This window comes from Corynebacterium sp., assembly GCF_030530965.1.
Lineage (GTDB): Bacteria > Actinomycetota > Actinomycetes > Mycobacteriales > Mycobacteriaceae > Corynebacterium.
In genome coordinates, this window is the sequence record NZ_JAUMTY010000011.1 from 11496 (window position 1) to 36207 (window position 24712).

General features: G+C 55.9%; 21 protein-coding genes and 1 tRNA gene. 12 read left to right on the plus strand and 10 right to left on the minus strand.

The genetic code is table 11. From position 1 onward, the window contains the following. The first annotated feature begins 317 nt into the window (after positions 1-317). From Q3981_RS03625 to Q3981_RS03635, 3 genes are all read left to right on the plus strand, one after another. Positions 318-1640, plus strand: coding sequence for an MFS transporter (locus Q3981_RS03625; RefSeq protein WP_303124001.1), 1323 nt, complete (start codon positions 318-320; stop codon positions 1638-1640). A 197-nt stretch (positions 1641-1837) separates the two neighbouring features. Then, positions 1838-2374 (plus strand): phosphoribosyltransferase, encoded by a 537-nt coding sequence (locus tag Q3981_RS03630; protein WP_012731523.1) that lies wholly within the window; start codon positions 1838-1840, stop codon positions 2372-2374. Between the two features lie 153 nt (positions 2375-2527). Then, complete coding sequence (locus tag Q3981_RS03635; protein ID WP_303124003.1) at positions 2528-3295, plus strand: DedA family protein; 768 nt, start codon at positions 2528-2530, stop codon at positions 3293-3295. Here the strand turns inward: Q3981_RS03635 and Q3981_RS03640 are convergent. Then, a complete protein-coding gene (locus Q3981_RS03640) occupies positions 3234-4706 on the minus strand; it encodes a cyclopropane-fatty-acyl-phospholipid synthase family protein (RefSeq protein WP_303124005.1) in 1473 nt (490 codons plus the stop codon). The two genes, Q3981_RS03635 and Q3981_RS03640, sit on opposite strands and share 62 nt — an antisense overlap. 199 nt (positions 4707-4905) lie before the next feature. On the opposite strand from Q3981_RS03640, the gene Q3981_RS03645 reads away from it, so the two are divergent. Then, positions 4906-6342: an NAD(P)/FAD-dependent oxidoreductase gene (locus tag Q3981_RS03645; RefSeq protein WP_303124007.1), complete on the plus strand. Its 1437-nt coding sequence runs from the start codon at positions 4906-4908 to the stop codon at positions 6340-6342. On the opposite strand, the gene Q3981_RS03650 is transcribed toward Q3981_RS03645, so the two are convergent. Beyond that, the gene (locus Q3981_RS03650; protein ID WP_303124009.1) at positions 6308-6829 is read right to left on the minus strand and encodes a PaaI family thioesterase; all 522 of its coding nucleotides are present in this window, start codon (positions 6827-6829) and stop codon (positions 6308-6310) included. The genes Q3981_RS03645 and Q3981_RS03650 overlap by 35 nt on opposite strands. A gap of 67 nt (positions 6830-6896) precedes the next feature. Here Q3981_RS03650 and gndA point away from each other — a divergent pair, with 67 nt between their 5' ends. The 5 genes from gndA to Q3981_RS03675 all read left to right on the plus strand — a co-directional run bounded on the left by gndA (position 6897) and on the right by Q3981_RS03675 (position 13574). Further along, positions 6897-8360 carry an NADP-dependent phosphogluconate dehydrogenase gene (gndA, locus tag Q3981_RS03655; RefSeq protein WP_303124011.1) on the plus strand — a complete coding sequence of 488 codons (1464 nt, stop codon included), beginning with the start codon at positions 6897-6899 and terminating at the stop codon, positions 8358-8360. A 68-nt stretch (positions 8361-8428) separates the two neighbouring features. Next, positions 8429-9826 carry a hemolysin family protein gene (locus Q3981_RS03660; RefSeq protein ID WP_303124013.1) on the plus strand — a complete coding sequence of 466 codons (1398 nt, stop codon included), beginning with the start codon at positions 8429-8431 and terminating at the stop codon, positions 9824-9826. Further along, positions 9827-10885 carry a hemolysin family protein gene (locus tag Q3981_RS03665; protein ID WP_303124015.1) on the plus strand — a complete coding sequence of 353 codons (1059 nt, stop codon included), beginning with the start codon at positions 9827-9829 and terminating at the stop codon, positions 10883-10885. Between the two features lie 64 nt (positions 10886-10949). Beyond that, complete coding sequence (locus tag Q3981_RS03670; protein ID WP_303124017.1) at positions 10950-11882, plus strand: 3-methyladenine DNA glycosylase; 933 nt, start codon at positions 10950-10952, stop codon at positions 11880-11882. A gap of 9 nt (positions 11883-11891) precedes the next feature. Further along, the gene (locus Q3981_RS03675; RefSeq protein WP_303124019.1) at positions 11892-13574 is read left to right on the plus strand and encodes a vWA domain-containing protein; all 1683 of its coding nucleotides are present in this window, start codon (positions 11892-11894) and stop codon (positions 13572-13574) included. Positions 13575-13615: 41 nt separating this feature from the next. Here Q3981_RS03675 and Q3981_RS03680 read toward each other — a convergent pair whose 3' ends face one another. The 6 genes from Q3981_RS03680 to secA2 all read right to left on the minus strand — a co-directional run bounded on the left by Q3981_RS03680 (position 13616) and on the right by secA2 (position 19880). Then, a complete protein-coding gene (locus tag Q3981_RS03680; protein ID WP_303124075.1) occupies positions 13616-14149 on the minus strand; it encodes a MerR family transcriptional regulator in 534 nt (177 codons plus the stop codon). 355 nt (positions 14150-14504) lie between these two features. Next, entirely contained in the window at positions 14505-15161 is a 657-nt protein-coding gene (locus Q3981_RS03685) for a bifunctional nuclease family protein (protein ID WP_303124021.1), read from the minus strand. A 64-nt stretch (positions 15162-15225) separates the two neighbouring features. After that, positions 15226-15939, minus strand: coding sequence for a MerR family transcriptional regulator (locus Q3981_RS03690; RefSeq protein ID WP_012731511.1), 714 nt, complete (start codon positions 15937-15939; stop codon positions 15226-15228). Between the two features lie 5 nt (positions 15940-15944). After that, entirely contained in the window at positions 15945-16376 is a 432-nt protein-coding gene (gene odhI / locus Q3981_RS03695) for an oxoglutarate dehydrogenase inhibitor Odhl (RefSeq protein ID WP_012731510.1), read from the minus strand. Positions 16377-16659: 283 nt separating this feature from the next. Then, positions 16660-17400 carry a CDP-alcohol phosphatidyltransferase family protein gene (locus Q3981_RS03700; RefSeq protein ID WP_231725299.1) on the minus strand — a complete coding sequence of 247 codons (741 nt, stop codon included), beginning with the start codon at positions 17398-17400 and terminating at the stop codon, positions 16660-16662. A 230-nt stretch (positions 17401-17630) separates the two neighbouring features. After that, positions 17631-19880, minus strand: a complete 2250-nt coding sequence (gene secA2, locus Q3981_RS03705; protein WP_303124027.1) for an accessory Sec system translocase SecA2 — start codon at positions 19878-19880, stop codon at positions 17631-17633. Between the two features lie 186 nt (positions 19881-20066). On the opposite strand from secA2, the gene rraA reads away from it, so the two are divergent. The 3 genes from rraA to Q3981_RS03720 all read left to right on the plus strand — a co-directional run bounded on the left by rraA (position 20067) and on the right by Q3981_RS03720 (position 21689). Further along, a complete protein-coding gene (gene rraA / locus Q3981_RS03710; protein ID WP_303124030.1) occupies positions 20067-20603 on the plus strand; it encodes a ribonuclease E activity regulator RraA in 537 nt (178 codons plus the stop codon). Positions 20604-20661: 58 nt separating this feature from the next. Next, positions 20662-20735 (plus strand) — tRNA-Pro (locus Q3981_RS03715). A gap of 99 nt (positions 20736-20834) precedes the next feature. Then, the gene (locus tag Q3981_RS03720; RefSeq protein ID WP_303124032.1) at positions 20835-21689 is read left to right on the plus strand and encodes a class I SAM-dependent methyltransferase; all 855 of its coding nucleotides are present in this window, start codon (positions 20835-20837) and stop codon (positions 21687-21689) included. A 6-nt stretch (positions 21690-21695) separates the two neighbouring features. On the opposite strand, the gene der is transcribed toward Q3981_RS03720, so the two are convergent. Then, positions 21696-24050: a bifunctional cytidylate kinase/GTPase Der gene (der, locus tag Q3981_RS03725; RefSeq protein ID WP_303124034.1), complete on the minus strand. Its 2355-nt coding sequence runs from the start codon at positions 24048-24050 to the stop codon at positions 21696-21698. A 96-nt stretch (positions 24051-24146) separates the two neighbouring features. Further along, on the minus strand, positions 24147-24712 hold a 566-nt coding region (locus Q3981_RS03730), incomplete at its 5' end, for a pseudouridine synthase (protein WP_303124036.1).

Below are 24712 nucleotides of genomic sequence, written 5' to 3' on the forward strand. Positions count from 1 at the left end.
GGAATAGTAGGCCTGCACTCGGCTCGGTGCTAGTCGGATGGACGAAGTCGCATTAAAGAATTCCATTATATGAGACTTGTTTTTCGCATTTCGGGAAAGTATCCTATGCCTACTTGACGTGCCTAGATGGCGCCACCCCTGCCTACTAGTCATCCAAGGTCCTATAGCCAACCTCTTTGCTATATCAGTCATCTGCCCATAAATACGTGAAGCATGTACATGCCTAAAGCGTGTATTGAGTAATAAGGACTATTCGCGTGACTTCTGCTACCCGAGCGCCGGGTTCCACTACCGTCTCCCCTGGTACAGCCTCCCCAATGACAGACCCGTCGATGCGTCGGAAAATTATCGTCGCATCCATGGTGGGAACAACAATCGAGTTTTATGATTTCTATGTTTACGCCACAGCCGCGGTAGCTGTTTTCCCCTATTTATTCTTTCCAGATAATGACGACCCGACGGTTAAACTTTTCGCATCTTTTGCGACGTTCGGACTCGCTTTTCTCGGTCGGCCACTGGGCTCCGTCGTTTTTGGGCATTTCGGCGACCGAATCGGCCGCAAAGCAACGCTAGTCGCCTCGCTCCTCACCATGGGGATAGCGACATTCATCATCGGTTTATTGCCGACGTATGGGACCATCGGCTTATTCGCGCCTGCACTATTAGCACTCATGAGGTTCAGCCAGGGGCTCGGCCTTGGTGGAGAATGGTCGGGGGCAGCACTTCTGGCCACAGAAACCGCCTCAAAAGATAAAAGAGCGTGGGCTGCGATGTGGCCGCAATTGGGAGCACCGATTGGTTTCCTGGTAGCCAACGGATCCTTCCTTATCCTCGCAACCACCTTGGGTTACACCATCGGTGACACCTCCGGCGCATTCATGTCGTGGGGATGGCGTATTCCGTTCCTCTTCTCTTCAGTCATGGTCATTATCGGCCTATGGGTTCGCTTCTCATTAGAAGAAACCCCCGTCTTCAAGAAAGCCGTTGAATCTGGCAAGCGGGTCGACGCACCACTCGCGGAAGTCTTCAAGACATCATGGGTTCAAATTATCCAAGGCACCTTAGTCATGGTGTCCTGCTACACGCTCTTCTACCTCATTACAACGTGGATTTTGTCATACGGCATTGGAAAACCCGAGGACTCAGCTGGCCTGGGAATCCCCTACGAAGAATTCCTTGTTCTACAACTCATCTCAGTATTGATGTTTATGGGAACCATTCCATTTGCAGCCCTGGGCGCCGATAAACGGGGCCGTCGGAAATCGCTACTCACATCATCGGTCGCCATGCTCATTTTCGCGGCTCTGTTCCCCGTGTTACTGAATTCCGAGTCAGCGAACAAAATGACGGTACTGATCTTCCTCATCGTGGGCATGGGTGTAATGGGGTGCATTTTCAGCCCCATGTCCGCAGTTCTGCCGGAACTCTTCCCCACTAACGTCCGCTACACCGGCTCGGGAATTGCATACAATCTTGCGTCGATTCTGGGAGCTGCCATCGCACCCTTCATCGCAACATGGCTGGTTACACGGTTCAGTGTCGACATGGTCGGTCTCTACCTCGCTGTCACCACCGTGATATCCATGATTGCTATTTGGGTGATCCCAGAAACCAAGCACAAAGACATGAGCGAAACGTAGTGGAACGTAAATCGACGTAGAACGACGTAGAGGGATGGCCTCTACGTTTTGTTCTCCCCCACTCTCCTATTCCTGGTCACGCGACGCTCTGTTTTACAATCGGTACACGGCTTTTCAGCCGAAGCCAGTGTGACTCGTCGATCATGTGGCCGACGTGCTGGCACGGATCAGTTCCCTGCGACAACGAGGACAAGGATATGACGGCGTCAACGAACTCATCAGACAAAAACAAGGGCCCAGTTATCGACGGAGCAACCGAAGGTGACCGCGAAGAGCTCACATACGAAAAGTTCGGTTGCGCCATGCGTGAGCTCGCTCAAACAGTCATTGATGATTACGAGCCTGACCTCATCTTGTCCATCGCGCGCGGCGGTCTCCTAATTGGTGGCGCGCTGGGATACGCCATGGGGATTAAGAACGTATCGGTCATCAACGTCGAGTTCTATACCGGCATCAACGAGCGTCTGGAGACACCCATCATGCTGCCGCCCACTCCGGACGCGGTAGATCTCACGGGAATGAAAGTCCTCATTGCCGACGACGTCGCCGATACTGGGAAAACACTGGAGCTCGTGCAGGAATTCTGCAAAGAAACGGTCAAAGAGTCCCGCACCGCGGTTATTTACGAAAAGCCTCAGTCGGTCATTAAATCTGACTACGTATGGAAATACACAGATAAGTGGATTAATTTCCCGTGGTCGACGCTGCCCCCGGTTAAGCCCACTAACAAGTAATCCCTGCCCCATAAGCAACGGAATGCTCGCCGTAGCAGCTCCACTGCGTGTCACAGGCAACATGGAGTAGCCTAGAGCGCTTGAGAGCAAGACTACTGCCGGGGCTCTCATCGACGACTACACGATCTGAGTTGATTGGGGTGTGAGCGAAGCATGTTCGACGTCAATATGCTGATCAATACTTTCGGCTTCATTGGCGTCCTCGCCATCATCTTCATGGAAACCGGCATGCTCATCGGCTTCATCTTCCCCGGTGATACCCTGCTGTTCACCGCGGGTATTTTGGCAGCCCAACCTCACCCCTTCGCGCACGTGTGGCAACTGATGCTCACCGTCCCCATCGCCGCAATCGCAGGCGACCAAGTCGGTTTCTTGTTTGGACGCAAGGTTGGCCCGCGAATTCTCGAATCCAGAGCGATGACCTGGATGGGCCCCCGAGCTCTTGACCGCACTCATCATTTCTTTGATCGATTCGGCGCGCCCACGGTGATGCTCGCGCGTTTCATCGGCGTGGTGCGCACACTGACCCCCGTCGTTGCGGGCGTTTCTGGCATGAAACACCGAACGTTCACTCTCTGGTCCGTCATCGGTAGCACAGTATGGGGCGCAGGAGTGATCGCAATTGGGTACTGGTTAGGGGGTATTCCTCTGATCGACAAATACGTTCACTGGTTTATCGTTCTTGGGCTTTTGTCCGTCGTCATACCGGCTTTGTTCAAGGCCACCCAACTCGCGTGGAGAAAGCACCGCAGTAATCGGGATCAGACCAATCAGAATGCCCAGGGCACCCAAGACGCTGAGGAAGACTCCGCAGACGTTGCGTCGGAATCCGTTGCCGAGCCTTCCAACTCCTCTTCCTCTACTCGCTCTTCTTCGGCTTTAGAAGAACAAACTGAGCGACATCCAATTCACCGCGCATAAACAAGGCTTCTTGCAGCGCTAAGGCATAGAACCACAAACGTCGGTAAACACGATCAAAACCGGCAGCTGCTGCAGCATCGCGATTAATCGCGAATTCGCGTCGCCATAGTGGCAACGTGACACGCAAATGATCGCCGCAATGAACTTCAGCCCGTTCCACCAGGTCGGTGTACCGCATTAGCGCATCGCGGACGTTCTCCACCGTCGGATATTCCAACGCTGGCCACACATAGCCACGCATGATCCCGAGAGCTTGGAGAGAGTTCTCCGAAAGCCCAGTGTTGATGACGCTCTGTATGCATGCCCGACCGCCGGGAGACAGCATCCGCCCAATTGCTCGCAAAAACGGGCGCAAGCCTCCTATTCCCATCGTTTCCATGCGTTCAACCGACATGATGGCGTCATACACACCCGACCATTGACGGGGGCTCGGTATCGGCCCACTGATGGTTTCCACGTGAACAGCGCCGGCTAGCTTCTCTTCCCGCACAATGCGCCGTATGTCCTCAGCGTAAACGGGGTCCGACGTGAGAACATCGACGGTGGCGCCTCGTCGGGCAGCAGTCACGGCAAGCGTCGCACTCGATGCCGGGAACTCGAGCACTCGCGAACCAGGCCCGACGCGGCATTCATCCAGCATCTGATTCACGCGTCGGTACTGGGCGGACTCGATATCGTCATATGACACCGACTGTGGCGATTCGTACCGTGTCACGTCGACAATGGTGTTTTTGTTTTTCCAATTCAGCGTCTCGGTGACCGATGTCCGCGAGCTCGTCGCAAACAGGGGACTTCCCCATGTTTTTGAGGGGCCGGTGCACAGTTCGATGAGTTCGAGGGGCAGTTCACCTGCACGGGGTACGCCGGTCACTTTGTTCCGCGACCATCGGGAGAGCATTTTCCCCCATCCGGCCTCGATGTCGCGGTCGAGCAGAGTTGCTAGCACGTCGGCTAGAGGTATCGCGTCCCATTCTCCCGCGACATATCCCTCGCCGAGGCCGAGGAAACCGGAGTCCACCATGCGGTTCATGACATTGGGGTCATAGACCGACATCCGCATCGGTTCCGACGAAAATACTGCTTCAGGGTTGTAAGCAATAGGTGGTTCGGGATCGATGTCTCCAATTCCGATGGGTTCGTCCGGCACGGAGATGTCGACGGAGTCGAGGAATTCTTCGAGTCGGTCGTGGACTGCACTAGCTCTCGCCCCCATCATGGGTGCGGAGGGTTCACGGACGAGGTTAGGCCACGTTGTGGGGTCAATATGCCCTTTATTTTTCACCTGTGCGGCTACTCCCTTCCGATTCTTCGTGCCGACGCCGACCCCACTTAGTGCTGGTATATGCGCCTTTTTACTACTTTCTACCCGCCCTAAAACTACCGCGGATAAGGGCTTGGTGGTTTGCACCACGCCACACGTCCCCACGGGCCGTCATGAGTTACTAAGTAACCATTGACTAGCTTCGCGAATGAACCCGGCAATTACCAGACTTACGCCTGACACTATAGTGTGATTGGTTACATACTGTGTGATCCGACATACACTGATGTGTGGCGACACTTTTTCGTGATCCCTGACCAAGCACGATATATCCCACCGAAGGAGACCTATGACCTCCGAAAAAACGAACCACAACGCCCCCGCTTCCCACGATTCTCAGCACCGCGTCGTTATTATCGGCGCCGGATTCGGCGGGATTTTCGCGGCAAAACGCCTTGCCAACGAAAATGTCGACGTCACAATCATCGACCGAAACAATACCCACGTTTTCCAACCGCTACTGTATCAAGTGGCAACCGGCATTCTCTCCCCTGGTGAAATAGCCTCGTCGATTCGGCAAATCTTCCATGCCGATCCCAACATTCACGTCGCACGAGGCGAAGTTCAAAATGTCGACACGGACGCAAAGACTGTCACAGCGTCGCAAGATGGTCACGAGCTCGTGTTCCCTTACGATTCCTTGATTGTGGCGGCCGGCGCGGGCCAGTCCTACTTCGGCAACGACCAGTTCGCGAAGTACGCGCCGGGGATGAAGAGCATCGACGATGCCCTCGAAATCCGCTCCCGCATTATTAGCGCATTCGAACGTGCCGAGATGACGACAGATCAGCGTGAACGCGATCGCCTTCTCACCTTCGCCATCGTCGGCGCAGGCCCCACCGGTGTCGAGTTAGCCGGGCAGGTCGCGGAAATGGCGAACCGCACCCTGACGGGCGAATACTCCAACTTCGACCCTGCGGACGCGCGCATCATTCTTCTCGACGGAGCGCCCCAGGTACTTCCGCCGTTTGGCAAACGATTGGGCCGAAAAGCCGCCAACCAACTACGCCGGATGGGCGTCGAAATTATCCTCGGCTCCATCGTGACGGACGTCAACAAGCGCGGTCTGACGTACAAGAATCTCGAGTCCGGCGAAGAAACGACCATCGAGGCGTCATGCAAGATTTGGTCCGCCGGCGTTGCAGCCTCTCCCCTGGGCGCGATCATCGCGAAACAAAGTGGTGTCGAGGTCGACCGCGCCGGGCGCGTACCCGTCAATGCTGACCTCACCGTGGGCAACCACCGCGATGTCTTCGTCGTCGGCGACATGATGTCACTGAATAAACTGCCTGGTGTTGCCCAGGTGGCTATCCAGGGTGGCAAGTATGCTGCCGAACAGATCGCCCAAGAAGCACGGGGACGGTCATACGAGGAGCGCCCTGACTTTGAGTACTTTGACAAGGGCTCGATGGCCACAGTGTCCCGATTCCAGGCCGTCGTTAAGCTGGATAAAGTTGAATTCGCTGGATTCTTTGGGTGGGTCACGTGGCTGTTGGTTCACTTGGCCTTCATTGTGGGCTTCCGCAACAGGCTGGTGTCGATGGTCAGCTGGGGGCTCAATTCCATTTCCCCCAAGCGGTGGCACTTGGACACCACCCAGCAGCAGCTTTATGCACGCAACGGGCTCGACAAACTAGCGGTCGAATCCCCCAAGGCTGCAGAGGTGCGGGAGACCCGGAAACTGGGTACTCCTAACCCTGCTGAGAAGTGGAAGACTGCGGAATAACCGACGTTCGAAGATTTGTCCGCGCCACAAGCTTCTCGGTTTGTTCATTCGCGATAAGGACTTCCCATACCTGGAAAGTCCGGCCGAGATTCACCGGCCTGGCGATCGCACGCAAGATATCCCCTGGGCGCGACGGGCGGAAGAAATCTGTGTTGTTATTTACTCCCATCACAGTTGCCTGTCCCCCAGCGGCGATATATCCCGCGATAGATGCAATAGATTCACCAATCGCGCAATACACGCCACCATTCGTCACGCCCCATGGCTGAACGTGGCGCTGATCGATCACGATCCTCCCCTCAACTCTCTCGGGGCCAACCGCAGTAAAGGTCATGCCCAGGGTTTGGTCTAAACCGTGCGGAAGAGCAGAGCCCGATCCTGTTTCAGGAGTTTCCTCTCCGTACACGGCGCCGCCATTAAGCTCAGCTAATTCCTCATCAGTGAGTTGACGCTGCGTGGAAATTCCGAATTTCTCGACAAAACTCATAGATCACCATCGTACTGATATATGCACTGTCAGACGTCGGAAATAGAACACGCTAGACTCGGGGGTCATGAGTGATACCTCCACAGCACAAGGCAACCTAGCCAATATCGGAGTCGTCGGGCTCGCAGTAATGGGCTCAAATATTGCCCGTAATTTTGCATCGCACGGCTACAGGGTCGCGGTGTACAACCGTTCTCACGAAAAAACTGACGCGTTTATGTCGGACTTTGGTGACACTGGTTCATTCATTGCGTCGTCGACGATTGAAGAATTCGTTGCTTCTCTTGAGCGCCCGCGTCGCGCCCTCATCATGGTGAAAGCTGGTGCGGCGACCGATGCCGTCATTTCACAGCTTGCGGATGCTATGGAGGAAGGCGACATCATTATTGATGGCGGTAACTCTCTCTACACGGATACCATCCGCCGCGAACGGGAAATTGCTGCTCGCGGATTACACTTCGTCGGCGCAGGAATTTCAGGCGGTGAAGAAGGTGCTCTCAACGGCCCCTCCATCATGCCTGGTGGCCCAGAAGAGTCATACAAGTCTCTCGGCCCATTACTGGAATCAATCGCCGCACAGGTTGACGGCACTCCCTGCTGCACCCACATCGGTCCTAACGGTGCAGGCCACTTTGTGAAGATGGTCCACAACGGCATTGAGTATGCCGATATGCAGGTCATTGGTGAGGCCTATCACCTGCTCCGCTACGGCGCGAACATGGAGCCAGCAGAGATCGCCGACGTTTTCCGGGAATGGAACAAGGGCGATCTTGACTCCTACCTGGTTGAAATCACTGCTGAAGTCCTCTCTCATGTTGATAGTGAAACCGGGAAGCCGCTCGTTGACGTTATCGTTGACAGCGCGGGCCAGAAGGGAACCGGCCGCTGGACTGTGAAAGCTGCCCTTGACCTGGGAATTCCTGTTACAGGCATCGGCGAGGCGGTATTCGCACGCGCCTTGTCTGGTGCTACTGCACAACGCACCGCCACACAGGGGAACCTCCCCAGCGGGTCTCTCCGCTCACCCATTTCTGCTGAGGAACGGGAGAGCTTCATCGAGGATGTGCGACGGGCCCTCTACGCATCGAAGATGGTGGCCTATGCCCAAGGTTTCGATGAAATTAAAGCCGGATCGGCAGAGCACGAGTGGAACGTCGATCCCCGTGACTTAGCGACGATCTGGCGAGGCGGCTGCATCATTCGCGCGAAATTCCTCAACCGAATTCGCGAAGCGTATGACCAGAACCCGGATCTCCAACTCCTTCTCTTAGATCCGTACTTCACGGAACAGATGTCTAACCTGGTGGATTCCTGGCGGCGCATCGTCGTATCTGCGACGGAAATGGGGCTACCGATCCCCGTCTTCGCGTCGTCATTGTCGTACTATGATTCGCTTCGTGCTGAGCGGCTTCCCGCGACACTGATTCAGGCACAGCGTGATTTCTTCGGCGCCCATACCTATCGCCGGATCGATAAAGATGGTTCCTTCCACACGCTGTGGTCGGGCGATCGCTCAGAGGTTGAAGCGTAACTGACGACTGGTCACTCCCCTGTCGGGATTACTCCCGTCGTCTGGCGGATCTACACTAGCTACCAACTATGGACATTGCATTAAGTATTCTGGGCATTATCGGTTTCATCGCGTTGACCGCCGGCACGGGAGTATTCGTGGCGGTGGAGTTCGCGCTTACTGGTCTGGAAAATTCCACTATCCAGGAAGACACCTCCCCGTTGGGCAAATTGGTGGGAAAGGCACATCAAAACCTTTCCTTTCATTTGTCCGGGGCACAGCTCGGTATTACATTAACGACGCTGGCCACAGGCTATTTAGCAGAGCCGGTGCTGTCCACATTTATAACGCCCCTACTTGAAGTGGTCGGGATCTCCCCCTCTGCCTCGCAGTCCATTGCGTTGATCATCGCGATGATTATCGCGGCACTACTGTCCATGGTTTATGGCGAGCTTGTTCCAAAGAACATAGCGATCACTAACCCTATGAAGGCCGCCAAGATTACGGTCCGGCCGGTTGTGTATTTCAACCGGTTTTTCTCGCCATTCATTAAAACTCTGAATTGGTCCGCCAATCATTTGGTGAGAAAGATGGGGATCGAGCCCGCCGATGAGCTAGCGTCGGCACGCTCTCCTCAGGAGCTGGGTGCGCTGGTGCGAAACTCGGCTCTCCATGGGGGTATGTCAAAAAATCAAGCCACACTCATTGACCGGTCACTCAAATTCGGCGATGTTTCGGCCGACGAAATTATGACTCCTCGCGCCAAAGTCGAGGCTCTCGAAAAAGACGCCTCGATGACGGATTTGCTCACCCTTGCCATGGAGACAGGGCACTCGCGCTTCCCCATTACCGATGGCGATCTCGATAACACTCTCGGCGTCATTCACGTCAAAAAGGCGTTTACCTTTCCGACGGATCAACGTGATTCGACATTAGTGCTCGATTACGCCGATCCTGCGCCCGTCGTGCCCACCAGTCTTGACGGCGACAGTGTCCTAAAGATTGTTCGACAATCAGGGTGCGAAATGGCCATGGTTGCCGACGAGTATGGCGGAACAAGCGGCATCGTCACTATTGAGGACATGGTCGAAGAAATCCTCGGCGCTGTCTTCGACGAACACGATGACACCGAAACTGAGACGGAGATACGGCAATCGGGAACGTCGTGGGATTGCTCCGGGCTCGTGCGCATTGATGAGTTGGAATCTCGGCTTGGTTATAAGGCCCCTGAGGGGCCATATGAAACCCTGGGTGGCCTGGTCATGACGAACCTTAAGCGGATTCCCGTCGAAGGCGACATCATCGTTTTGCCAGATCCAGACATCAATGTGGTGGAAACTAATCCTTTATCCTGGTCGGCCCGAGTGACATCGATGGATGACCGACGAGTGGATCGGGTGCTCCTAACCCCTATCGCTCCCGAACAAGCATCTGCGATGACAAGTGCGGAAGACAGCAACCATCTGCCACTGCGAGAGGGGGAGTAAATGATCGGCGACCTATGGGCTCTCGTATTCGCCCTCTTCCTTATCGCGTTAAACGCATTCTTTGTGGGAGCAGAGTTTGCCCTCATTTCTTCCCGCAAAGACCGGCTGGAATCGATCCTCGAGTCTGGGGATACCAGAGCACGCGCAATTATTAATGCCACTGAGCACCTATCCATGAATCTCGCCGGAGCTCAATTCGGCGTCACCATCGCGAGCCTCTTACTGGGCAAAGTTGGCGAGCCAGCCGTCTCCCATCTCATCGAAACTCCCGCGGCAGCTCTCGGCGTTCCCGACGGATTACTGCATCCCATTGGATTCGCGCTCGCGCTGCTCTTGGTCTCTATTCTTCACATCATCCTGGGTGAGATGGTGCCAAAGAATATTGCGCTCGCAGGGCCAGAAAACGTCGCGATGTGGCTCGTTCCTATCCACGTCATGTTCGTGAAAATAACGCGCCCCATCATTCTGTTCTTCAACTGGGTAGCACGTATCACGCTGGCAGCAGTTGGTATCACACAGAAGGATGAGCTGGACACCACCGTGAGCCCGTCGGAGCTGGCGCGCATGATTTCTGATTCACGTCAAGAAGGCCTGATCGATGCAGAAGAGCACTCTCGGCTGAACAAGGCGTTAGCCTCCCCACGTCGGCATATCGACGAGGTCCTCATCCCTGCCGACGAGGTCCGTACAGTGCCTTTGCGCGGCAGTGGTCCGATGATGGGCGATGTGGAAAAGGCCGTCGCCGATACCGGCTTTTCGCGTTTCCCCGTGACAGGTAGAGATGGCACATACTTAGGCTACGTCCACGTCAAAGACATTTTGGACCGAGAAATCCCGCCCCACTCTGACCCGGAAACGGTGTTAGCACGCAGGGAAATCCGGCCGCTCATCACTTTCTCCCCCTCTACTCCCATGGACCAAGCGCTGCGGCTCATGCGTGGACGCTCTCGTCATATTGCACAAGTGGTAGATGGCGGGCATCAATACGGAATAGTGACCCTCGAAGATTTGATCGAGGAATATGTGGGAACTGTGCGCGATAGTACCCACGATGACTAAGACACACGAGTAAACCCACGCGCCTACTACCCCACGACAGCAAAGGAATTCGACCTCAGACATTATGCCGACTTCGACAACATTTCGCCCCACCATTCTTTTTCCATCAGAGTGGACAATGCGTCGGAATGCTCATAAGGACACTGTCGCAAGGTTGACTAAAGATCACCTTGACCGCGCCTCTCGCGGGCAACGGCATCCGGTGTGGGACTTTATCTTCCATTACTACCCTGTCACCCCAGGGAAACTCAGCCATTGGTCACCTGGCCACGGTGTGTATCTCGTCGATGCCCCTGCCATGAAGTATTTCACTGAGGTTGATAGTGAATCTGTCCCCACTGTTGCGCTTGAGGACGCTGGTATCACTGCGGAGCAGCTTCGTGGCCATACCATCACAACATTGGACACCGCTGCGTTGTGGGCAGATCGAGGCTCAACGTTCCGCTACATTGAGAATCTGCTGACCCAAACACTGTCCAACCCCACGCACTTTGATTGTTTTGGCCTCCACGAATGGGCGATGGTTTATCGAGGACGGCCTCGACATCCAGAACCGCTCAGGCTAGGAGCAGAGGCGACGAACCGGGTGGTTGAAACTCATTCCGTGCGGTGCACCCACTACGACGCTTTTCGATTCTTCACACCCGACGCTGTCCCCCGCAATAAGTTCCATCCATCGCGGGAAACACAACCACGGTGTGAACAGGGCGCATGCTTGCACGCAAATATGGATTTATATAAGTGGGCGACGAAATTAGGCCCCCTCGTTCCCGGTGAGCTCTGGCTGGATACATTCCGTTTAGCGTGCGATATTCGGAAACTTGATATGGAAGCCTCACCCTATGACCTCACCGAGTGGGGGTTTTCTGCGGTCCCCATTGAGACGCCCGAGGGGAAAGCACAATATGTTGCTGCGCAACGCGAATTTTCTCAGCGCGCCTCCGACCTACGGACGAAGCTCATTGATATCATTCGCACCTCAGATTTAACGTTGTAACATTGCGTTATGGCGAATCATCGATCAGGAACACGGCAATTACGCTTTGCACGATGGGTGTGGGTGGCATTTGTTATTGTCATCGTGCTCGCACTTCTCGCTGCCTTGTCTGTGGTTTTCGTCAGTCGGAATAAATCGTCGTCTAACGCTGCTGACTGTGACCGGTCGACAGTTCTCAACGTCATTGCTGACCCTTCAGCCAAGGCTACGGCTGAGAAGTTGACCTCGGACTATTCGAAGTCGAATCCGTCCACTCACGATTCGTGTATTACGCCGAAGATCACATACGCGAATACGGCACAGGCGATAGCTTTGTTCCATTCGCCCGAGGGGGATCTCCCCGCAGCGTGGATACCCGCTGGTAGCCTCCCGGGGTCCACGCAGGATAACCCCGGCGGGACCGCCCTGGACGGCAGCGAAGCAGAAATCGATTCGTCAGTGCTCGTTGATCGTCAACAATTGGGAACGATTCATTCAAAGAACTCGGCACAAGACAAAGCACCGGGCGCGCCGGTATATCCGCGCGACTCGACCTGGTCTGCTTACGCGGCTAGTGCCCAATTCGCTAAAGATCATCCATCCGGCATGGATCCTCAAGCGCGTGATGCGTCGGCACGTGAAGTTGCTGCCACCCTTTCCCCCACTTCTCTTTCGGATGCGGTCTCGTCCGTCGCAAGTGGCAAGGGAGATTCTTCTGTAGCGGCTCCGCAGCCGCTTGGGGGCGATAACACGGCGTTCTCACCGATCGGTGATGCGACGGTCGATTTCCCACTTCTGACAATGAGCTCTAGCCCTCGGGTTACCGAGTATCAAGCACGGGCTGCCGCGGATTTTTCAGAATTCGCCCGCTCTCATTCGGAATCGCAGGCTGCTGAGAAAACTCCTGCCCATGATTCCCTATCAAATGACACCAAAGAACTGGCTTATGCTGCTTCTAACCAGGTCAGTGGCGAGCTTCCACCGGTGACAGTGACTAACTCCACCACGACGGAGATGAATAGTCAGGCGTCTGGGCACACGGATGGTGAAGCCACGACCGATAAAGCGGCCGCTCAACAGTCCCCAGAAAAGAAGGACGCGGCAAAGGACCAGACTAACTCCACACAAAAACCTGATAAGGCGAATCAACAACGTCCTGCCCCGGCGTCGACGCTGCTGCTGATCGACACGTCAGAATCTATGCGCAACCATTTTGACGTTATCCAGCGTGAGAGCGCCCGAAGCCTGCAACAAGCGGGACAGCATGGGCGGGTGACGTCGTTATGGAGTTTTTCCTCGCCCATGGAAAGGGTCCAACCCTATCGAAACCATGTTGACCTCAGCATCGGTGACCACGGGGCTCGGAGTGCGTCGATGGTTAACGGGCTCACGACAGGCGGCACCCCGTTCCTGTATGAATCGACCGTCGCAGCGATGCTCAATGCGTCAATTAGCGGACCTGCTCCAAAGCGCGTCGTTATCGTGACGGATTCAACGAATGCGGGACAGTCCATGAACGCAGCTAATGCTCGGCTTCAGGCCGATATCATCAACAAGCAGTCCCCTGTACAAGTTGATGTCATCGCTCTCGGCGACAAGGTGGACCCGTGGCTACGCGAAGTGAGCCAATTAACCAACGGCCGTTACCACGCTATCCCGAATGCCACAGACAAATCATTCCCCCAAGCAATGACCGACGCCCTGGCAGGTTAGCTACGTAGCTGGCTGAAAAGCCAAGCGCTCAAACCAGCTAGCTAGCTGGTTTTACGACGCCGACGTTCCGCGAGTTCATCGAACCCTGCGACAGTGCGCTGAGAAGCCCCCTCAGCACCATCGTCGGCACTCCCCGCACGGACAACTTTCTCCGCCGGGAACTCTGAAATCGTCCCGGCAAGTTCTTTGACGATACCCGGAACGCCAATTCCGAATACGCCCTGTCCGCCGGTCAAGAGATCGAAAACTTCTTCGCTGGAACGGCATTCATACACCGTCGTTCCGTCAGAAACGAGCGTAATCGTGGAAAGGTCATCGACGCCTAAGTTGCTCAACTTTTCAACGGCACGTCGAATGTTCTGCAGCGAAATACCCGTATCCAACAGGCCTTTAACGATCTTGAGAACAAGGATATCGCGGAACGAGTACAGCCTCTGGGTTCCGGAACCGTGTGCGGATCGAATGGATGGCTGGACGAGCTTTGTACGAGCCCAGTAGTCAAGCTGTCGATAGGTTATCCCCGCTACCTGACAGGCGATGGGAACGCGGTAGCCGACTTCATCGTCCGAATCCATGACGTCAAAGAGTGCGCCTTGGACGGGTGCCTGTTCCTGTTTCACTGCAGGCTCGCTTTCTGTGGTCGTACGTGTTGAGCAAGAGAGCGGGAATACTCACACTCATGTAGTTCGATGACGTCTAGGTTATGCCAATATTCTTTCGAGTCAACGCGACACGCAACACATGTGGCACATTTTTCACATGGGTCCATTAAATCACATGCTTAACTTACTATATTGTAATTAACAACTTTCACACTAGTCACACTGTCAAGTTGTGCTCACACTCATTCAGCCGACGGACTGTCCCGTCCACACTCCAGCGGTCGCTGCCAATCTGAACTCTGCCAATCTCGTGCCGACAACATCGTGCCTACGAATCCTCAGAACCGTTCTCACCACGGCGATCATCATCACTACCCTGGGTAAGATCATTCTCGCTCATACCCAAGTGACCCATGAGTTCTTCGAAATCAGCATCGCCGACGGCAAGATCACCCAAGTCTTCCGACAGATGCTCTTGATCATTACCCTCTGACTGGGAATTATCTCCCGTCATGTCAGCCAGCAACGATAAGCTCGATTCGCGTCGCCCAGACAAAGCCTGATTCGAACTATCAAGATGGTCAACAACCTCGGCCGTGACAGGAACCGACCAGGTTTTAACAATCGACTCCTCGGCGTATATGGTCACGTCCTCATTAAGAGCCAGATCAATGGCGTCCGACACCCGGATGTCAAAGTTGTTCCCTGACTCGCAGTGGATCGTTGCGTAGAAAGTGCCATGGTTGACGGCGTCGATCGAAATATTCACTACCGCATCATCGTGCGCTTCTAGAACGTCGACAATCACACTTGTCGACGTCGGCCGCCGCGGCTCCACGCCGATGTCTTTGCCCGAAAGAATGGCTGCGGAGGACGCACCGACAAACACCGTCATGATGCGTCGGCGCTGAGGCCACAAAAACACTATTGCCGGATCGCGATCTGGGCCGAGGAGAAACAACCCTAAATACTCGAGTTCAACCATGATGATATGTGGCCTCCATCCTCATTCCGACCAATCGGTTCAATCGGTCAACGGCACCCAGTTTCTAATCGAATTCGCCGCGCAGGGAAGCTTTAATAAACGCCGCTTGTAGGCTCACGATTAGTGCGGAGAGCTCGCGGGCTGTCTCTTCCGATCGGGCCTTCGCATCACTGCTCTTCGCGTGCCCCAGCGGACCGCTGACCTGAGTGATCACCCCCGCATACCGTTGGGCCGTAGCTCGCAACGTTTTTAAGTGCCGCTCATCGAGCCCGAACCCGACCAATTGGCTCGCTGTCCGCGCGATCGACACATCATCTTGGCAGTAGAGGCCTGATCTGTCGGCATTAACGAACCCCGCTTTAGCAAGCTGCGTGAGGAAAGTGTCATCGATCTCAGCGGCAGCACACACATCTGAATGGGTTAAACGCGTATTTTCCTGCTTGAACTGCTCAGCAGAAATCAATCCCGTAACAGGAGTGACGTTGCCCTCGTCCATTGCATCGAGGCGCTGCTTAATAACCTTCAGCGGCAGATAGTTATCACGCTGCGTCGTCAGAATATAACGTAGGCGCTGAACATCAGCGGACGAGTAGCGTCGGTAACCCTTCTCTGTACGCGCCGGGGAGACAAGCCCCTCAGACTCCCAAAAGCGGAGTTTAGAGACCGTGACATCGGGAAACTCGCGACGAAGTTGCTTAAGAACCGCCCCGATCGACAACGTGGAAGGGCGGTCGTGACGGACTTCAGGCAGCGGGCCCGTTTTCCGTAGAGCTGACACTGTTCTTAAGAATCTTTCTGACCGTTGAGGAACACGAGGCGGAACTTACCAATTTGGATTTCATCACCATTGGAAAGCTCTGATGAGTTCTTGGGCTCACGATTGACGTACGTGCCATTCAGAGATCCAACGTCGACGACTTCAAATTGGTCATCATTTTTGCGGAACTCAGCGTGACGACGAGACACGGTGACGTCGTCCAAGAAGATATCGCTATCAGGATGACGGCCTGCAGTCGTCGTCGGCTGGTCGAGGAGGAATCGGGATCCTGCATTCGGACCACGTTTGACGACGAGCAATGCGGAGCCTTCAGGTAAACCATCAACGCCTGGGGCTGAGGAATCGGACGCGCCCGATTCCATTTCTTTCAAAAGATCGGCACGGAAGACCGAGGTGGTTTCCACCGAAGATTCTGAAAAATCGCTATTGTCACTCATCGATTCTGCCTCCTTAAGTTCGACCAACGGTTCGTATCAGCCACTGCCCTATGCAACTGACTATCTCACATGGAGATGATAGCCAGACGCTCGAGCGGTTGCCTGCCACTAAACTAGCTGAGAACCGCTTCCACTGGGTTATACAGATTTAGCGCCCATAGTAGCCGTTTATGCCCCTCCACATAGTGCCGAGGGGCATGTTATATTCACTCCCCCAGCCTAATCCATAGGATGGTGGCATGCGCGCGGTGCGGGTAAGCATCACCCCCAAAGACACTTTTTATCATGAAGAGCCAGTGGGGCGATTCCGACCCCTCGTAACAGGAAATCGCCTCGATACAAGCACTGCTCGGTACAAATACAAAACCCCTGTCCACAAGTACAAAACTGTCCCCCACAGGAAAAGAGCTCGCGCCCAGGGGGTAAAGAAATGTGAAAAGGACCACGCTGCCGCCGAGGCTAAGTACAGCGGGAACGCCCACATGAGGGCGAAAGTCGCAGCTTTTCCGAGGTACATAACCTTCGGCCGTATTCCGCGATTCCGATAGATGAGCATTGTCGGGAAAAGGATGAGGTCGCGAGCGAAGAGAACGGCCACCCACCACCAACTCAGCAGCCCCGCGATAGCGAAACAAATGGGGGTGACAAGGATAAACAATCGGTCGGCGGCTGGGTCGAGGTATTGCCCTATCCGCGTGGTCAAACCCCAGATCCTCGCAATTTTTCCGTCAAGCCAGTCGGTGAACGACGAAATCGCCACGATGGCGAGTGCCCACCCATACTCCCCCGGACCGATGAGGAACCAGGCGTAAATGGGCACCAGGCAGATACGCACGATGCTCAGGATGTTGGGAACAGTCAGGATCCGCGAGTATCCCGCGGGGTGAACTGTCACTTGTTCCCGCATACCCGGCGGTTCCATACCTGGGGGCACTGCGCGGGCGGTGTGCCCGTCCGGTGTGGGAAGCATCTTGTCCATCCGCGCTTCCACTCGGAGTCGGGTTTCGCGGGTTACTTTGCTCACCGGAGTGCTCCGAGTAAAACGCGACTGCCGCGCGCTCTTCGCTCCTTGTTTTTTCGTTCCAACCGGTTGTTCATAACGAGGGATTTCGGGGCTATCACGATGCTCGCCATACTCCATCGGACTTATCCTCTCGTTACGTACTCATTGCTAAATGTAGCTATATGCAGCCGGCTGTCAGCTTTTCATTGCTCATCCGACACTGCCTTACATACCACGGTTGTAAAGCAAGCCTATCGGAATAAGTTAACAACTGATCCCACGACCGATCCATTATTCCCGGACAGCGGATTGTCGTTAACCATATAAGTCCAGGTAGAACTTGGCCGACGAAGACCGCGCTCGCCGAGATCGGCACCATTGTTATCGATCGTGATATGCCTCCACGTTTCAACCGCATCATCGACGGCTCCGGTGGCAAGATTTTTGAACTCGGCAATCGACATACGGTGAAATTCATCGACCGGATTCTCTCTGGCGAGAGCACGGAGGTGAATTGATTCCCGAATGTCATCCAGATATTCGAGGTGCCGTGCCCAATGTTCGTCCAGGTGAAAGAGCTCAACATCACGGGCCGCCTGAACCTGGACATCACGTGGCACCGTCAAGTCGCGGTGGGCACGACGCTGTAATTCCTTCAAGGCAACGTCGGAATCGAGAATATCGCTGCGTCGCTCGTCAATAATGACCCGTTGGTCATTGATGAGCTTGTTGTATTTCCACGTATTCGCGTGAATCTGAAGCATTTGTCCTTCAGTGACACGCTGACAGTGATCCACAAAGGAATACACTTTTTTCTGCGTCAATTGTCCGTTGCTATCGGGTACCGCGTTGATGGATTCGCCTGCTCCGCCGACTGCGATGACGTCGTCCTCGAGGGAGACGAAGATGACGCTGGATCCCGGATCGCCTTGCCGCCCGGCGCGGCCGCGGAGTTGGTCGTCGAGGCGGGCGCTGCGGTGACGTCCGAATCCGACGACGGCGAGGCCTCCGGCTGTGACGACGTCGTCGCGGTACTGTTCGTGTGCTCCGCCGAGTTTGATGTCTGTTCCTCGTCCAGCCATTTGTGTGGATACGGTGACGCGTCCGGGGAGTCCGGCGTCGGCGATGATGCGTGCTTCTTTTTCGTGGTTTTTTGCGTTGAGGACGACGCAGTCGACTCCGATGGCTTGGAGTGCGTTTTGGATGTCTTCGGATTCGGCGACGTTGTGGGTTCCGACGAGGACTGGGCGGCCGGCTTGTTGAAGTTGTTGGATGTGTTCGATGATGCCGCGGCGGCGGTCGTCGGCGGTGCTGAAGATTCGGTCTGCTTCGTCGTCGCGGATGCAGGGGACGTGGGGGTCGATGACGGCGACGCCGAGGCCGTAGAACTGGCGGAGTTGTTCGGAGGCGGCGGTGGCGGTTCCTGTCATTCCGCAGAGGTTGGTGTAGCGGCCGAGGAGCGCTTGGATGGTGATGGTGTCGAGTACTCGTCCGCCGTCGGTGACGTCGAGTCCTTCTTTGGCTTCGACGGCGGATTGTAGTCCGTCGGGCCAGCGTTGGAGGTCGGCTATGCGTCCTTTTGAATTGTCGACGAGGGCGACTTTTCCGTCGCGGACGATGTAGTGCACGTCTTTGACCAGGAGTTCTTTGGCGTGGAGGGCGACGTTGACTTGGACGAGTGTGGTGCTGATGTTTTCGGCGTCGTAGAGGGATGATAGGCCGAGGCGTTTTTCGACGGTGTGTGCGCCTTTGTCGGTGAGGAATACGTTTCGTTGGTCGTCGTCAATGCTGTAGTCCTCGTCTTTGGTGAGGTTGCGGACGACTTCGCTGATGCGGCCGGTGGGGGCGTGGCCGGGTGCGCTGCCGGCGAGGACGAGGGGGACGAGGGCTTCGTCGACCATGACGGAGTCAGCTTCGTCGACGATGGCGACGTCTGGTGTGGGTTGTACTTGGTCCTCGCGGCGTGTGATGAGGTGGTCGCGGAGGACGTCGAACCCTATTTCGTTGATGGAGCCGAAGACGACGTCGTTGGAGTATGTGGCGCGGCGTTGGTCTACGGTCATGTGTTCGTGGATGGCGCCGACAGTGACGTCGAAGAAGTTGAAGAGTGGTCCCATCCAGTCGGCGTCTCGTCCTGCTAAGTAGGAGTTGACGGTGATGCAGTGGATTTTTCGGCCTTGGTGGGCGTAGATGATCGCTGCGAGTGCTCCGACGAGTGTTTTTCCTTCGCCGGTGGCCATTTGTATGACATTGCCTTTGAGAAGTTCTTGGGCTCCTCGGAGTTGGCAGTCGAATGGGGTGAGTCCGATTGTTCGCGTGGAGGCTTCTCGTAGTGTCGCGAACATGGTGGCGGTGTCGTTGTCCCGTAGCGCGGTGTCGAAGGTTCTTCGGAGGTCGGCGTCGGTGAGTGTGGCTGTGTGGTCTCCGAGCGTGGTGGCGCGGGAGATTTCAGCTGTGTTTTTTCGCCGGGAACCGGTGAGTTTCCGAAGCCATGTGGCCATAGGGGTCGTCCTTGCTACGTGAAGAAGTTACGTGTGATTACGTTAGCGTTTGTTGGTTGGCGTCATGTTTCGCGTCCGGTGAGACCGGGCCGGCTCCCCAGCGTAGTCCAGATGATGGCGGCGATGGGGAGTCCTTTCTTGGCAAAGTCACACCAGGTGGGAGCGATTCAGGTTAATCTGCTGGCTATGAATAATAAACGTGAGTCCGCTTATGAGAGCGCGGGTACCCAGGCGATCGTCCCCACGGCCGATATTGTCGACGTTGTTGGCCCGTCGGTGCGCTCGTGTGATGTGCAATTTCTCAATTATGGTGACCGTGGTGAGTTTGCCGGCCGGATTTCGACGGTGCGGTGTTATGAGGATAACGCCCTCCTTAAATCTGTGTTGAGCACCGACGGCGACGGTGGTGTTCTTGTTGTCGATGGTGGCGGAAGTGTTCACACTGCGTTGATGGGCGATAATGTCGCGGCCCTTGGGCGTGATCATGGTTGGTCTGGGATCGTTATTTACGGCGCAATCCGTGACTCTGCGGAGATCAAGGACATGGATTTCGGGGTGAAAGCTCTGGGCACGAATCCGCGGAAATCCAGCAAAACTGGCGACGGTGAGCGCGATATTGTCGTGAACTTCGGCGGAGTGGATTTTGTGCCCGGCCAGTATGTGACATGCGATGCCGATGGGATCGTCGTCACTGAGACGCCTGTCTCCCCACCTCAAACCTAGTTTTTTGCGGTCGCAATCGGCTGCGGTATGCTGCAGTGGTTGCCTCTGATGGGGCGATCGGACTGTGGCGCAGTTTGGTAGCGCACTTGACTGGGGGTCAAGGGGTCGCAGGTTCAAATCCTGTCAGTCCGACACGATAATAATTGAGGCCGCTACCGTTGGGGATGTGTTGTGCATATAAACCCTGATGGACGCGGTCTTTCTCATTTTCCCGATGGTGATTCGCACGCGATGACACCATCGAGGCCAGCGTATTCTCCAGGCCAGCAGATTCCTACCCGATCCCAACGTGACCGCCCTACTTTTGCCTCCTCCGAGAACCGTGTGGAAGCTGCCAACTCCTTTCACCGCGGGGTGTCGAACTATGGGTCTGTGCGCCCTGGCTACCCCGCTGAGGTTGTTGACCTCCTCGCGCGCCACATGGGCCAGACCAGTCACCAGGCGCCCGACGCCCCGCTGCGGATACTCGATATAGGCGCAGGTCCGGGCTCTTTGACGGTAGATCTTGACAAGCGCTTTCCGGGTAGCGTCCTTGCATCGGATCCGTCGCCTGAAATGACCTCTTCATGTGTGGCACGTCTCCCCCATGTTCCGGTCATTCGATCTCGTGCGGAGTCAACCGGGCTCGCCGATTCGTGCCTTACTGCGGCAACGTGTGCACAAACGTGGCATTGGCTCGATACAGACCAGGCATGCCGAGAGCTGGATAGTGTTCTCGTTCCAGGTGGCGTGTGCCTGCTTGTATGGAACACCCTCGATGTCAGCGTCCCCTGGGTGCACCGGTTGGCACGAATTATGCATTCTGGGGATATTTTGCGTCCCGGCTTTATCCCCCAGGTCGCGCCGCCGTGGACTATTACTGACGAATGGCGTGGCGCATTCAACCAAGCCATTACGGCGCACAACATGATCCACTTGGCCCATACCCGATCTTATTGGTTACGGGCCACGGAAAAAACGCGCGAGCACGTCGATAATAATCTCCGCTGGTATCTCTACCAGCACCTCGAGCTACCTGAGCATCAGCCGATCGAGTTGCCCTACAGGACGGACGCATTCATAATGCGCCGCCAGCATGGGCGGTAAGAGGAACTACTTCCTCCCCCGCTTTTCCCGCACACGCACAGCAATACGCACTGGCGAACCAGTAAAGCCGAAAGTCTCGCGGAACTTCCGTTCGAGGAAACGTCGGTACCCGTGTTCCAGGAAGCCAGTGGTGAACAGCACGATCACCGGTGGCCGTGTGGATGCCTGTGTCGCAAACAAGACTCGCGGCAGACGACCGCCCCGCATCGGAGGAGGCGTCTCAGCAATGACCGCACGCAACCACGTATTGAGCTGACCTGTAGGAACACGGCCATCCCAGCTCTCTAGGGCTTCGATCATCGCGGGCTCGAGCTTGTGTATCGCCCGCCCAGTTTTCGCCGAAATGTTCACACGCCGCGCCCACGGGATGTGCGAAAGCTGCAGCTCAATCTCGCGATCAAGCATATCCCGGCGATCCTCATCAACCATGTCCCACTTGTTATAAGCCACCACGAGCGCGCGGCCGGAGTCCAAGATCATACGTAGAACACGCTGATCTTGTTCAGTCACCGGCTCAGAGGCGTCGACAATGAAGACAACGACTTCCGCGGCGTCGATCGCTCCCCGGGTGCGCAGGCCCGCGTAATACTCGTGGCCCGTTGCCTTCTTCGTTTTCTTCCGAATACCAGCCGTGTCGACGAAGGTCCACGTCTTTTGATCAAGTTCAACGAGCGAGTCCACAGGGTCGACGGTCGTTCCCGCAACATCATCGACGACCGCTCGATCCTCCCCTGTCATCTTATTGAGCAAACTCGACTTGCCGACGTTGGGTTTGCCGACGAGAGCGACCCGGCGCGGCCCCGATGTGATGGATTCTTGGCGTGGTTTGTCGGGGAAGAGTCGGATGACCTCGTCGAGGACATCGGCGGCGCCGTGGCCGTGTTTGGCCGACACCGGGTAGGGGTTGTCAAGGCCGAGTGCCCAGAATTCCGCGAGGTCCCCGTATTGCGTGGGCGAGTCGAATTTATTGGCGACGAGGACGACGGGTTGCTCGGCGCGGTGTAGTTTGCGGGCGAGCATTTCGTCGGAAGCGGTGATGCCGACTTGGGTGTCGACGACGAAGACGATGACGTCGGCTGTTTTCATCGCGCCTTCGGCTTGGCGGGCGATGGCCGCGTGCATGCCTTTCGCGTCGGGGTCCCATCCGCCGGTGTCTTGAACCCAGAAGCGTCGGCCGTTCCATTCGCCGAGGTATGAGATGCGGTCGCGTGTGACTCCTGGGAAGTCTTCGACGACGGCTTCACGGCGTCCGATGAAGCGGTTGACGAGGGTGGATTTGCCTACGTTCGGTCGGCCGAGGATGGCGACGGTGCATAGTGCTTCGGAGGTGTATCCGGCGTCGTCGAAGACGCCGAATGCTTCCTCGACGGAGTGCCAATCGGTGTCACTGTCGGAGGTGACGAGGAGGTTGTCGACCTCATCGTCGGTGACGTCACCGTCGGTTGCGTCGCCGCTGGTTTCGTCAGTGTGATCGCCGTTGTCGGCGCGGTCAGTGTGTTCATCCGCGTCAGTTGTGTCAGCGACGTCGACGGTGTCGGCGCTGTCCTCGTCGCCAATGGCCTGGCCTTCTGTCGTGGTGAAGACGAGATCATCGAGTGAGGCGTCCTCATCAGGCCGGTCGTCGTCGGCTCGGTCGTGATCGCTGCTCGATTGGCGGACAAGGGAGATGATGGTCTCGACGACCTCGTCAATGCCCTGGTGGCTCGTGTCAACAACGATGGCATCGTCGGCTGGCATGAGCGGCGAATCTGCCCGCGACGAATCCTTACGGTCGCGTTCTTGAACGTCCCGTAAAACCTCATCGAAGGTGACATCTCGGCCGGCTTCACGATCCTGGTCGTACCGTCGCTGGGCCCGGATGCTCGGCTCAGCCGTCATGAAGACTTTGCAGGGTGCGTCAGCTAAGACGACGGTGCCGATATCGCGTCCTTCGACAACACATCGTCCAGCCTTGTGGGCCAAAGAACGCTGCAAGGCCACAAGGTTCTGGCGGACTTCAGGGATCGCTGCTACCGACGAGACCGCCCGTGTCACTCGTGCCGTCCGGATGTCATTGGCCACGTTCGTTCCGTCGAGAATGACTTCGGTGGAATGCGGGTCGTCGTTAATGGCGATGGGTAGGTCAGAGGTTGCCTCAATGACAGCGTCGGAATCCTCGGGGTCGATTCCGGCATTAAGCACGTGGAGGGTGGCCACACGGTACATCGCGCCGGTGTCTAAGTAGGATGCGTTCAATCGCGAGGCGACGGTCCGACAGACCGTGGATTTGCCCGTGCCGGATGGTCCATCGACCGCGACGATCACACCTCCCCCTGGGGTGTTGGCGAGTGTTGAGTCATCCGATGTACGAGTAGTTGACATCACTAAACTCCTAATTATTCCGTTCTGCCATTGCATAATCCCGGTTACATCGGGTCACACGAAACTGGACGCGAGAGTTCTACATAGTACGGGTTGTTACATATCAACAGCATTAAACAAGCTGGTCAGTTCCGAACGGTTCAAGGCGCGCAGTGTTCCCGGAGTTTGCTCACCCAACTGCACCGTGTGGATCTTCGTTCGAACCAGCTCCTGCACCGGAAAACCAGCTGCTTTGAGCATCCGTCGCACGATGTGCTTGCGCCCCTCGTGAAGCACTACTTTCACGAGCGAACGGCCTTGCCAGACGTCGATGATGTCAGCGTCGTCGGCGCGGGCGATGCCATCGTCCAACTCAATCCCCTGCGTCAGGCGTCGGAGATCTTTCTTATCGACTTCGCCGAGAACAGTAGCGAGGTAGGTCTTCTTGATTCCGTATTTGGGATGGATCAACCGGTTCGCTAGCTCGCCGTCATTGGTCAAGAGCAGAAGCCCCTGTGTCGCAGCATCCAAACGGCCAACGTGGAAAAGCCTCTGACCAGCGTCGACTTTCTCACCAACAATATCGCCGACGCAGGGCCGACCCATATCATCATGCATGGTGGACTGAACACCGCGTGGTTTGTTCAACGCGAAGTACTGCATCGATTCGTCGACGACGACTC